Raw genomic sequence first — 12728 nt, forward strand, 5'->3', positions numbered from 1 at the left:
AGTTCGTCAGGAATCGGTCCGAATTGCGCTTGAGCGCGGCGCGTGTTCCGACATGGAAATTCGGTTGAGGTTGGTGGGGCGCAGACAGCAGTGTCGTGTATAATCAGTAACAAGCCGGACAAAATATGTTGGGGGCACCGGTGTTCTGCGCCAGGCCCTCCATGTCGCTAATGAATGCAGCCCGATGAGATATCGAGATGAGATTAGGCGGTCGTGCTTATCTATTCCCGCGTAAGTGACGAATCCGCGAAACTCTGCTGCAAATCTCTTCAGCACGCATTCGACTTGCCTGTCGTAAGGCTCGTTCGGGGCAAAACCCTGCTGTTTCATCGTCGTGCCGATAACCCTTGTGTGGGTCACGACCACCTCATCAACAATCGCGTAGCGGAACCATGGATCGTCGTTAAGACGCGTCCACACAAGGTCTATTCCCGTTTCATAGCCGAGACTAAATAACGGGAGTGCTATACGCAGGTATTTCGCGCGGAACACAGGACACATCATCTCGACTGTGTTGCTGAATCGCAGCCGAAACTTGTGAATGGCGAGCGTCGCCGCGTATGAGAAGTGACTGTCCCAGGACAAGGCTGGTTGAAACAGGTCGAGACAGTAATCCGCACCGATTTGAAACAGTCGGTTGATATCCTGCTTTGTCGCTTTGATGTCATCGTCAATAAGTGCGATGTATTCGTAGCGGTCCAGCAGTTCAGGATATCGTTGGAAGAGTTCGTTGTATCCGGCGATCTTTCTCCCTGGTAACAGGACGAACCAATGATCACTTGCGCCGGGCGTAAGCTCCTCATAAGCGGCCACGAGGAGATCGAACTCAGCCTCCCCCGTTCCCGCCGTCCAGCCCGCATGCAAAGAGTTGCGGCCCGCGCGCACGATGACCAAGTTTTTCCGCCGCAGTCGTGCGGCTGAACCACCCCGAAATGCTGGTCGGGCAATCTTATTCATGTTCGTCCTGACGGCTGGTTCGAGGAACCTTGTATCGACTTTAATGCGCGCAACCCGATGGCGCGGAGTCTGGCGCGAAGCGCAGGCGAAAAGGCGCCGACGCCTTCCAGAACAAGCCGACCTATCAGAGGAGGATCCAACATCCAGAGCACAAGATGGCAGAGCGATCGGTGAACCGGTGCTTGGCGCCTATGCCGATAGGCGATTACGACCAGATGCCTAAATCGGTTGGACAACTCGAAGGGATTCGAGCCTGATGCGTCCTGGTTGTGCCAAAGCAAGCGCTCACTGCTGTGTAAATTCACCGATCGTGCCGGATGATCGCGACTGAAAAGAGTTGCGCTTGGCACACGGACGAATTTGCCCAGCAGTGCCATTTCAGCAAGGAGCGCGCAATCGGAGCCGTAGTAGGGCTCATGGAGAGACGTCAGAGCAAGGGAACTCCGGCGCCAAAGGCCGAACATTGCCGCGTCGCATCCATGCGCGGCCATCAATATCCGGAACCGCGATGCAGGCTCCAAATTGCTCATATCCGGCAGGTCTCTTTCCTGGTACGCAGTTATTGCGCCATACCGGTCGATGCCCAGCAAAGTTGGGTATGCGATCACGGCATCCGTATCCTCATCGAGAGCGTTTACAGTATCGGTGAGAAAGTTGCCGCTGATCAGGTCATCATGCGCGCACCATTTGAAATAAGTCCCGCAGCTCAACCTGAAAACCCGGTTGAAGTTGCCCCCCGCTCCCAGGTTCCGTGTATTCCTGAAATAGCATATCCGGGTGTCGCGGTCGGCGAACGACCGGCAGATTTCCGCCGTCCTGTCCGTTGACGCATTGTCCGTAATGATAAGCTCGAAGTCCTCGAAGTCCTGGTCGAGAAGCGATTGGATCGCCTCGGCTATGAAGTTCTCTCCGTTGTACACCGGCAATCCAAGAGAAACGCGCACCGACATGTTTCGCTCCGGTTATCATTTTCCCACTGCAACAATTTCCGGCCTGAGGCCCAGCGAGTTGAGCGACTGGATAACCTCGTTGCTATAGATCGCGTTCATCACGATGACCAAATCCGGTGGCTGCGCCAACAACGCATGCGGCGAGACGACGGGGTGGCCGGTCCCCGGGGTGTACTTGCCCTGCTTGTAAGGGTTGATGTCAACCGCCGCATCCACTTCTTTGCCCAAGCCGAGCGTCGTCAGGAAAGAGACTGCTTTCGACCCGCCGCCCCACAGGACGACCCGGCGGCCAGAGGAATGCGCCGCGGTAACACGTTCGTGCCACTGCTGCTGAAATGAGCTTACCCGGTTTGAAAAGGTCTCAACGAGGCGCTCCAATTCGGCAAGGTCATCCTCCAGCGGCAACGTCGGCCGTAATCGCCCGTCGGCCGGTCTGGCGTACTGGATGATATATTGGCCTCCATAGACCAATTCGAGACCGGTGACGTCGAAGCCCTCTTGCCGAAAGACCCGGGCATGAGCACCAGGGCTGAAATAGGAACAGTGCTCGTAGTAGATATCCCAGAACGCGGCTTCCTTGAGCACACGCTTTGCATCCGGCGTTTCAAAGACAATCCAGGTGTCATTATGCGTTCCGGCGAGTCGTCGAATTGAGCGGAGGAACTCCCGTACAGACGCGATATGTTCGAGCGTATGACGGCAAAGAACTACATCCGCACTGAGATGCTCGTATTTGGGCCCAAAATGGTCGACGATGAAGTTCAGCCTGCGATCGCCGTCGATGCCGCGTCCCTTGTCCGCTCGATAGCCCGGGTCGATTCCGAGCCCGGTCGCACCACCCACGGCGCAGAGTTCCCGCAGGAATTCTCCTTTGCCGCAGCCGATCTCGAGCACGTGCTTTCCCGCAACTGCGCATACCTCCACGATCTCTCCGGCAAGTTTCTTCGCGAATGCGCCGAACGTGTCCGAAAAATGCTGGGATTCCTCGAAGTTGGTCGAATAGCCCATTACGGACTCGTCGAAGATCCGGTTGAAGATGAAGCCACACGCTCGGCAGTAGGCAAGCTCAAGATCGCGCACAGGGAACGCGCGAGCTTCCTCCGCGGACCCCAGCAGAATGCAACTGTGCACGGGAATGGAAGAAGCCCGATAGATTGGCCTTGTACCGGTCGACGCACAGCAGGGACAACCTCCCAGTGCGGCGACATTGGGCCTCATGGGCGCCACATTCAGTTCGAGCGAATTCATAACTTCACCGGGTCGAGTTTGGCTGTACCGTTAGGTGCGTCACAAGGTTGCCCTTGGGCGGCATCGGTGGCACGGTTCCAGTTGTCTAAAGTGTGGATATCCTCCTACGCTCCAGCAAGCTCGCCATTGGGAGTAAGGGACCGCTGTTTCCGGCGTCAAAATGGGTAGGTCGCCAATTACGGACGTTTCTCGTGTGCTTGGCAATCACAACTGGAAAAGGTCACCGGGAGCGCTGTACATCGATACTGGCACCCCGGTCCGCTACGGCCTAGTTTCCGTTAGCGGTCGCCGGAAAGAAGATGCAGGATTTTTCTTCTACGTGTGATCTTTCGCCATGGATAAATCCAAGTCATTCTGCTTCTGCTACGCCGCCGATGTGCTATGCCTGCCCTAGTCTGGGCCTCTGGGGGTACCGGTGTAACGATTGTGCTTCCGTGCAAACGCTTTTCGGCTGCGCAGTAATACCGATTGAACGATTCATCCCACGGCCAACCAGGCATGTTCCAGGGTTTGGGGCCTCCGGTAAAGTGCCATATTGTGGGACCGATACCTCGTCTCCGCGGATCGAGCACCATCATGTGTTCACTCTGGTAGTTGTAGCGGAGGGGCAGCATCGTGACGCGGCCACGCGCCGCGTGATTAAGCGCACTCTGATCTGAGGCGGGGCAATGTTCCGGGTGCTCGATCATGAATCTCATGGCGGCAGGAACAATGTCGTTCCACGCCTCGCGTGAAGCGTAAATCACGCCGGAGTTGAAATAAGTTTCGGCCCGGCAGCCTATGCCTTCCAGATGGGCTAGATCGCGCTTCTTACCACGACTGACCTCGTCCATGAAAATGTTCAGAAAATCTGGTGCGGCCATCAAACCTTCCGCTGGCGGCGTCGTGGCCAAGAGGCTATCAAGCTCACCATCGACCATTGTGTCTCCGTCAATATAGAGGAACCGGTCGACTTCGGCATCAAGCAAACCGTCAATCCAAAATCTCGCGAGAGCTATAGGGGGCAGATAGTGATCGCGGTGGTATGGGGCAAGCTCGGCCAACTGCGGCAGCCTTGCTGCAATGACTTTAATCTTGGTCCCAGCGACCGCTTCGTCAAATTGGCGGGCCCATGCATCTTCAGCACCGACCACGAACATGCGAATTGCGATGTCTGCGCCTTTCGTGTGTTGATCAGCAGACAGCGCGGCAGAAAATGTCGGCAGTGCGTAATTCTGATCAGTGACCAGGACAATCGCGGCGCTCCCGGAGGAACTCTGCCTGTTGAGTGGAGAAATCGCGCCTTTGTCCACGTTCTGATGCCTCCGCTGGAGCAGTATCTGCGGGGAGTATCGACGAGGGCCCGGGGAACGAGGTTCGCTTGCGCCTCGTACCGAAGGCAGCATTTTCGTCTTCGCAAGCGATTTCACGCGCCACGCATATGGCGATCCGGTCGGCGCTCCCAGCACCAAATTCCACAAATTCAAGCGAGAGGTCATGCTGGCAATAAGTAGGCGAACGGTCGTCCAAAGGTGTAGCGAACGTCGCCGCCTCGTCAATTTCGTCGAATTGCCGCGCGGGCCGGGCGGCGGCATGGTTCGGGCATCGAAATGAAAAGGATTTGGTCATGTTTACTCGGCTGGCAATCGGAGCACTATGTCTCCTGACTACGGCCACCTCCGGCTCCGCAGACATACTTTGGGGGGCCAACGGCCATCCGATCACGGCCTATCCTGGCATTGGAATCGAACAACAACTCAACTTCCTCGAGGATCTCGGCATGAAATCTTACCGCGTCAACATTTCCGACGCAGTCAGAGTAGAGGACCTCGCGGTACTTGTGAAAGAAGGAAAGGCCCGCGGCATAAGTATCCTTCCCGTGATCACACCCGGCAACATTGACCTCGACAAGGACAGTGTGGGAGATCTTTACGAGAAAGCCCATAGGCTTGCCGTGACGCTTGGCTCCCAGTTCAAGGCCGACATCCGGGTTTGGGAACTGGGAAACGAGATGGAAAACTATGCCATCATCAAGGCTTGCGAAAAGCGGGACGACGGTAGTCAATATCCGTGTGAATGGGGTCCTGCCGGCGGAGTTGGTCCACTGGACTACTATGGACCCCGATGGATGAAGGTGAGCGCCGTCTTGAGAGGATTGTCTGATGGAATGACCGCCGTTGACCCGCAAATCCGCAAAGCAATTGGCACGGCGGGCTGGGGACACGTCGGCGCCTTTGAAAGGATGAAGCAGGACGGGATCGACTGGGATATCTCCGTCTGGCATATGTATGGCGAAGACCCTGAGTGGGCGTTCAAGGAACTCGCACGTTATGGCCATCCCATCTGGGTCACGGAGTTCAACAATCCCCTCGGTAGTCAACGCAGCGACGAGCAGCAGGCAGACGGACTTAGGCAGGCGATGATGCGCTTGCGCGAGTTACACCTGAAATACAGCGTAGAGGCGGCGCACGTTTACGAACTCTTCGACGAGACATATTGGGCACCCAATTTCGAGGCGTATATGGGCCTCGTCAAGCTCACCGCAAAGAGTGATGGCGGCTGGGCAATAGGGGAGCCCAAACCAGCCTACGCCGCGGCAAGGGAAATCATTCTCGGGAAGCGCCCTGTGGTGCGCCCCAAAAGGGACTGTGAAATATCAGAAGTCAGTACATCCGAGCCCCTCTCTGTACGGCAGGGGCGCTTTGCCTACTGTCTCGTGCTAGGGCACAGAAAAGATGCCGGAGCCATAGCCCGCTGGGTGCAGGCATTGGAGAACGGCGAGACTAATGTCACGGAAATGGTGCTCACCCTGATGCAATCCGATGAATTCAATCGGCGTTATGCTACCTTCGGCTTGACTGACCGCCCGTTCATCAGTTTTCTCTATCTCCTGCTCTTGGACCGGTCAGCCGATCCATATGGCCTCGACACATACGCGGGACATCTGAATGGCGGAACTATGACCAGGGAACACGTTGCCTTGGGAATGATACTATCGAGTGAGTTTCAGAGGAAATATGCCGCGCACCTTGGTGCGGGTCAGTGACGTCTGCGATGTCTGCTGATGCGGCATTTATGTCCATCAGGGAAGAAGGTTAGCTCTCCGCTCGGCGCGAGCTTGGCCTACATTTGCTAATTGGCTTTAATGACCCGCCGCGCTGATGGAGCGAAGCTCCACCCAGATCGCGGTGGCACTCGCTGTTCATCGTGAATGCAATTGTCGATCGCTGATATATGAAGGGTGTAGACCAGCCTACTCCATTTGGTGGCATTTATGCATCCCGCCCTTGAGGCTAACCTGCAATTTCCGGGACAATTTGGATCGCAGCAGGTCTGTAAATCGACATGCACATCTATTCCGTAGCACAAGAGGGTTGGCCCGACCGGTCGAGAAATTCACTAGGGGTTCCCTGGCCGAGTGTCGCTAGAATGTGTCTTACGCTTGCTCGGCACTTCCACATGATCTACGCGAACTGTGGGCGGACGCCATGCTAGAGCGCCAATGGTCGGCAGCGGCGGGCCAGCAGAATTCGTATGGACCAGCTAGGGACTCCGAGTTTATCGGCTTTGCCGATATCACCTCATTTGTCCGACAGCGTATATTTCTGATCATGGCGTTCCCGTTGCTCGGGCTGCTTGGCGCCGTCTTCTCCCTAGCTACGACGGATTCGATGTTCACGGCTCGCACCCAGATTCTCATAGAACCGAAGATCCCCGAACTGCTGCAACGGCAATCCGGCGAGATTAACTTGTCCCTGGACACGTCCCAGGTTGAAACCCAGCTCGCGGTTCTCAGGTCCGAGAAGATTGCGTTAATGGTGATCGAAGAGTTGGACCTTGTCGACAACCCGCGTTTCAAGTCCGTGAGCAGCCCGAGCATAGTGGAGCGCATCGAACGAGTAAGGGAAATGGCCGTCGACATGCTCGCTCTCAACGGCGATCCGCAACATCAGGCGATGCCGAAGCCTGCTTCGCCCATCGCAGATCGGTTGGAAACAAGGGCCGTCACGGCACAACTATCGGAGTTTGAGCGCAGGCGCATCGTAGTCGAAACATTCAGAGAGAGCCTGGGCGTCCAGCGCGTTGGTGTCTCCTATGCTATCGATATAACCTTCCAATCCCACGATCCGGCACTAGCAGCAAAGGTCGCCAATGCCACAGCGGCAGCGTTCGTTCGCGAACAATTGGAGACCCGAGCTGCAGCCGCACGCGAAGGCGTGGCATGGCTTGAAAAGCGCATCGAGGAAGTCCGTACCCAGATGAATCTGGCCACGCAGGTGACCCAAGAGTTTCGGGCAAAGCACGACTACAGCGTTGGCCGTCAACTTGGGGCTACAATCGTGGACGGGGAGGTCGTGGCGTCCGGACAAGGGGAGGGAGTGACGCGAAACGGCCCTACTCTCGAGGAACTCGAGGTTACCGCGGACACATATCGAAAGATGTATGAAAGCCTGTTGGCCGCCTTCACCAGTTCTGTGAACCAACAACCTTACCTGATAGCCGACGCACGCGTCATCACGCCGGCCACGCGACCACTCGCAGCCAGTCATCCGCGGAAGAGGCTGGTGCTTGCATTGGGGGTTCTTTCGGGGCTGATGGCCGGCCTCGGGCTGGCATTCGCACGGCATACGCTGGACCGGACTATACGGACGTCGAGGCAGGTCAAGGACGAATTGGGCTTTGACTGCGTCGGGGAACTGCCACCAGTGGGCTTTCTGCGAGGCTTTGGTCAGCTGGATGACGTACTAAGGCGGCCGGAGTCTCTGTTCAGCCGAAATCTCAGGCATACAAAGGGTGCCATTAGCCTGGCTGATGTCGCGCATCCCTTGCGATGCATCGGCGTTACCTCGGCCACTCCGGATGACGGCAAGAGCACGGTTGCGAGCAACCTTGCCGCGCTGTATGCCGTCTCCGGCATGCGAACTCTCGTAATCGACGCCGATGGTTTCCACTCCACGTTGACAAAGCGCCTTCCGCATGCCCAGGTACCGACCGGCGAGAACCGCGACGGTGCGGAAATAGAAGGGCAGATCACATCTGTTCCCGGGTTGCAATTTGACCTATTGCCAAGCCCGGCATCCGATGCGCTCCGGCTGATTACACCCAAGAATCTGGAAGCATTATTGGTCAACGAACTCGATAGCTATGAGATCATCATTGTCGACCTTCCGCCGTTCACCTCTGGGGTGCACGGTTTGGTGGCTGCTTCCGTGCTCGACGGTGTGCTCATCGTTGCGGAATGGGGGAAAACCCCTCTGGATCTTGTCGGCGAGCTTTCACGCATTTTGCGGGTTACAAAGACCGCGGTGATAGGGGTGGTCATGACGAAGGTCCGTAGCTTGTCGACGCGACAATATTGCAAGCGCGCCACTCAGACGGGTCATTGATTGCAGGCGCCTTGCAGGAGGGCCGCGACTTGTTCTGGGCGGCAGACGGTGCGGTCCGCGAATTGGCGTGATGCGATCGCCGAGCGGCATTCGAAGCGGGTAGCCGATAGCTACTTAGTAGTAGGCAGCTGCGGCATTTGCAAAAGACTTACGCCCTTTGCCGTTCTTGCCTCGCGGCGGCGGCGGCTGAAAAATATCTGGGTGAGATATCCTGGGGAACGCTGAGATCATGACAGCCAACACTCCTGGTATTCGTCCAGACCGTCGCGGAATCGTCGCCAGGTTGCTAGGTAGCAACAGCTCGTTGACGGGTGTGCGCCATTCCTCGCGTTCGGGAGCCGCCTCAAAAGAACAACCAAGTCTCAAATGGCCGCCCCTTCCGATTGAAGGCAGGTCCACCAGGGAGATCGACGCGGATGCTGAGGGTCAGCCCTCGGCGATTGCAAAAGCACATGGGACACATCGCCAGCCCCTTGGCGGTAGGCCCAAGAGAGGCTTAGATCTCGTGGTCGCGTCGACGGCTCTCGTTTTGGCCCTGCCGTTGATGGTCGTCGCCGCACTCCTCATCAAGGTCATCACGGGCGGGCCAGTCCTGTTCGTCCATCGCCGTATCGGTTTCAATGGCAGGCTATTCGATTGCTACAAGTTTCGAACGATGGCGGAGAACGCGGACCAGGTACTCGAGGAGTATCTTGCCTGCAATCAACGGGCAGCCGAGGAGTGGCGGGAAACCCAAAAGCTCAAAAATGATCCGCGCACCACCCTGCTCGGCCAAATGTTGAGGAAGTCCAGCCTTGATGAACTTCCGCAACTGGTCAATATCCTGCGAGGCGAGATGAGCTGCGTCGGACCCCGGCCCATCGTGGCCAGCGAGTTGTCGCGATATGGTTCCGTGGCGTGCGAGTATCTGAAAACCCGCCCCGGTTTGACCGGCCTTTGGCAGATAAGTGGCAGGAATGACATTGACTACGCGAGCCGAGTTGCCCTCGACGCGCAATACGTACGGAATTGGTCCATTTGGACTGATCTCATCATCCTGGCTAAGACAGCCTACGCGGTCATGAGGTTCGATGAGGCATCGTAGAGGGCCGCAACAGACGTGGCACGTGCGCGGACTCCAGTCGACTGCCTATCGCCGATGTCGATCGAAGGGCGACTTGTGCAACAACGTCGCAAAGAGAAGACCAATGAGATAGGTACCTTGTAAGGTGAGAACGAGGTAAAGCGTCGTCAAAAACGTGCGTTGATCTGAAAACCCCAAGCACTGCATCGCGGTAACGCTCACCATAATCGTTCCTAAGGACGCGACGATGAGCGCGGGCACCCTGAGGCGAACGCCGATCAGCATGCCGACCGCTCCGACTGCAAGGAAGCTCCAAGCCATACCAACCTCCTCGCAGGCGTCCGAAGGGAAACCAATCAAGCCCAGAAAAGCAGAGTCGCCTGGACTTGTGAACGTGCGATTCTAAATTTTCATGGCTTTTCGTTGCCAGTGTCGTTTCAGGACAGCGTGTGCAGCCATCTTAACCCGGCCGGGCGAAAACCCGTCGGCCTGCAGCGATCGGGCTTCACGAGCTTGGATTCTTGACCTTGATCTTGCTGGCGACTTATGGCTGCGTGGGTCGCGAAGCATTCATTTCATCATTGTCGGGACGCACCTTGCTGTCCGCCACCGATGTGAGAGGTCGCCGTCGAAACTGTGAAGACGCCGCGGTTCTCGACCGCTTGCCCTTCCACAGGTCAACATTATGGGCTTACAGCCTGCGACCATCCAGTCGGCTGCATGCCGACTACGGCCGGGATTCGCTTGCTATTACGGTATTGAAGAGCTTAGCGAACATTCGGCACTCTGGATTTCGTAGGCGCGATCGAGAGCGCAGTGGTACCCGGGACGCCCGGGTCGGTGGCCTCGAAGTCCTCGAAGTCCTCTAGGTCGGGCATGGGAATTTCCACCTTCAAGGTATCACCCGGCTTGACCGCGCTCGACTCGGCTGCCCGCAATTCCTTGCTGTGGCCACTTGTCGTGCGCACGATGGTGTAGATCGGTTCGGCCTTTGCGGCCCGAGCCTGGCGCGCCAGAAGCCGAGGCGCTGAGATTTCCGACTCATGTAGCAGTTCAATCGCCGTCTCTGCCTTGCGACCCAGTGCATCGAGTTCCGCTTGTGTTTGGCGCAGAGTTGCAGTGACTTCGTTCACGTACCGATTGCGCAATTCCAGAATGGAGATCTCCGTCTTGCTAATCTCCTGTCGCGTTCGGAGAAGGCTTGTCTCACCCGCCAGTCGTTCACTTTGATACTGCGCGAGCGCGCGTTCCAATGACATCTCTCGTGGAGCGGCCGCGAGGCCCTTGGAAACAAGCGATGATACATCCCCCAGCTCTTTCTGGATGAGGGCGATCTGCCTGTCGTGGAAACCAAGTTGCTTGTCCAATGATATGAGCTCCTTTTCGAGAAAGGCGCGGAGATTTTCAAGTGCACGGATCTGGGTCTCCAACCCTTCGCGGCGGGCCTGGAAGATTGACCGTTCCTGCTCCATGAGAAGCGCGACCGCGTGATCGTCTTGACGAGAAATCAGCGAGACTGGAAATTCAATGTTTTTTGCGTGTTTAAGCTCGGCCTCCAGTCGTGCCTTACGGGCCAGAAGATTGATATTCTCAAGCCCGAGAAGGCTGACGTCCCCTCTTCCTTGGATCATTTCGCGCTCGAATCTGGTGATGCTTTCTTCCCTCGTTCTCAGGCCTCCGGCGATGCTTACCGCTTGGAGAACCGTAAGCTCCGGCCTGTATGGAAATTCCCCCGATTGCATCACATGCCCGACAATATAAAACGGTCTGTACTGAATGACTTCAACTGCTGCATCGGGACGCCTCCCGAGACCCATATTGCGCTGCAAGTTGTCGCCAATGGCGTAGGCGAGGCTGTTCGGCGTGAGACCGGCGGCAGGGATTGCCCCGACAAAGGGCAGTGACAATGTCCCGCCCGCGCTCACCGTGAAGGTATCATTCAAAGCCTTCCATTCAAAAATAACGTCACGCGAGGCGCGCCATTCATAAATCTTGACGCGCACCTTGTCCTGAGGTCCGAGGAGATATTCATCGTTGGCGACGGCGGCAATTGGCCCACATACGGTGAAAACAGAAAGCGCTACCGACAAGGCGAAACGGCCAATGCAACGCCTGATACGCTTCGAAGGAACGCGGGCTGGCACAAGACCCGGCACTTCCAGTGAAAAGGGCAACTTGGATAGCGGGTGTTTGTGTGAGGGCATCATCTGGCCTCCTATGCGGCTATCTTCTGGATGTATTCTGGCTCGATGCGACCCTTCAGCAGATGCGCGAGGGCTATAAGATTGCCACGAAGGCGTCCCCGCCGGTCGATGTATGGCTCCGGCCAAAGACTGCGCAGAAGATTGGCGGCTAGGTTGCGTCCCATCAGCGGCAGCGCGAAACTTGCCGGCACGCTTCCTTTTTTTATCAGGTAAATTGGGTTGATGATTTGGGAGTAGCCAAAGCGCTCGCCACTGACGCGCCCGATCTTGAGCCCGAGATGAACGCCGTGGAGTGTACTCAGACCGATCACTCGACCGAATCGTCTCAACTGACTTGTGAAGTCGATGTCCTCCTGCCAACCGTAAAGGACCAGCCGCTCATCGAAGCGCAACTCGCCGATAAACTTCATTCGAATCGACATGTTGCAGCCATAGGCGCCGACATGATCAACGATTTTCGGCTTGACAGGCATTTTCGATCGTTCGACCGCAAGGACCTGAAGCCCCTCCGCCCAGCTCAGACCTGCAGTTCGGGCGCCGTCCTTGACGACGCGCCCCATCACCACCGCCCAGTCCTCATGCTCCTGAAACGCCCGATCAACAAGGCGGAGATAATTGTCCTCGGGGATGAAGTCGTCATCGAAAAAGGTGATCACATCAAAGCGCTCCAAGACCTGATTGAGCGCTTGGTTGCGTTGCGCGCAGAGTCCGCGCTTTCCCAAGACGATCGAGATCGGAAACTTGGGCGTCTCGTAGACGGGAACGTGCGTCTCGTCAGGAGCCGACACGACAACCTCGTCCGGCAGCCTTTCCTGCCGTTTGAGGTGCTCTAGAAGGTGAGCAAGCTGCTCTTTGCGGCCGAAAGTGGCAATGATGACGGCCAGTTTCATCGATAGCTCGCTCTCCAGCAGCTGACATAATCACGGGCCTTCGCCTGGCG

10 protein-coding genes are annotated in these 12728 nt (G+C 56.8%); 3 read left to right on the forward strand and 7 right to left on the reverse strand.

From position 1 onward, the window contains the following. Positions 1–6: 6 nt before the first annotated feature. The 4 genes from AC5J09_RS05650 to AC5J09_RS05665 all read right to left on the reverse strand — a co-directional run bounded on the left by AC5J09_RS05650 (position 7) and on the right by AC5J09_RS05665 (position 4447). Entirely contained in the window at positions 7–957 is a 951-nt protein-coding gene (locus AC5J09_RS05650; RefSeq protein ID WP_324763913.1) for a hypothetical protein, read from the reverse strand. Continuing rightward, positions 954–1907: a glycosyltransferase family 2 protein gene (locus AC5J09_RS05655; protein ID WP_324763912.1), complete on the reverse strand. Its 954-nt coding sequence runs from the start codon at positions 1905–1907 to the stop codon at positions 954–956. Before AC5J09_RS05655 ends, AC5J09_RS05650 begins: the two co-directional genes overlap by 4 nt. Positions 1908–1922: 15 nt before the next feature. After that, positions 1923–2915, reverse strand: a complete 993-nt coding sequence (locus tag AC5J09_RS05660; protein WP_324764635.1) for a class I SAM-dependent methyltransferase — start codon at positions 2913–2915, stop codon at positions 1923–1925. Between the two features lie 518 nt (positions 2916–3433). Beyond that, entirely contained in the window at positions 3434–4447 is a 1014-nt protein-coding gene (locus tag AC5J09_RS05665; protein ID WP_494297163.1) for a glycosyltransferase family 8 protein, read from the reverse strand. A 314-nt stretch (positions 4448–4761) separates the two neighbouring features. Here AC5J09_RS05665 and AC5J09_RS05670 point away from each other — a divergent pair, with 314 nt between their 5' ends. From AC5J09_RS05670 to AC5J09_RS05680, 3 genes are all read left to right on the forward strand, one after another. After that, the gene (locus AC5J09_RS05670) at positions 4762–6180 is read left to right on the forward strand and encodes a DUF4214 domain-containing protein (RefSeq protein ID WP_324763910.1); all 1419 of its coding nucleotides are present in this window, start codon (positions 4762–4764) and stop codon (positions 6178–6180) included. A gap of 442 nt (positions 6181–6622) precedes the next feature. Next, a complete protein-coding gene (locus AC5J09_RS05675; RefSeq protein WP_324763909.1) occupies positions 6623–8521 on the forward strand; it encodes a polysaccharide biosynthesis tyrosine autokinase in 1899 nt (632 codons plus the stop codon). Positions 8522–8750: 229 nt separating this feature from the next. Beyond that, entirely contained in the window at positions 8751–9605 is an 855-nt protein-coding gene (locus AC5J09_RS05680) for a sugar transferase (protein WP_324763908.1), read from the forward strand. A gap of 45 nt (positions 9606–9650) precedes the next feature. On the opposite strand, the gene AC5J09_RS05685 is transcribed toward AC5J09_RS05680, so the two are convergent. The 3 genes from AC5J09_RS05685 to AC5J09_RS05695 all read right to left on the reverse strand — a co-directional run bounded on the left by AC5J09_RS05685 (position 9651) and on the right by AC5J09_RS05695 (position 12678). Further along, positions 9651–9905, reverse strand: coding sequence for a hypothetical protein (locus tag AC5J09_RS05685; protein ID WP_324763907.1), 255 nt, complete (start codon positions 9903–9905; stop codon positions 9651–9653). Between the two features lie 446 nt (positions 9906–10351). Further along, complete coding sequence (locus tag AC5J09_RS05690) at positions 10352–11791, reverse strand: polysaccharide biosynthesis/export family protein (RefSeq protein WP_324763906.1); 1440 nt, start codon at positions 11789–11791, stop codon at positions 10352–10354. A gap of 8 nt (positions 11792–11799) precedes the next feature. After that, entirely contained in the window at positions 11800–12678 is an 879-nt protein-coding gene (locus AC5J09_RS05695; protein WP_324763905.1) for a glycosyltransferase family 2 protein, read from the reverse strand. Between the last annotated feature and the right edge of the window lie 50 nt (positions 12679–12728).

The sequence above is a fragment of the Sinorhizobium sp. genome (assembly GCF_059070375.1).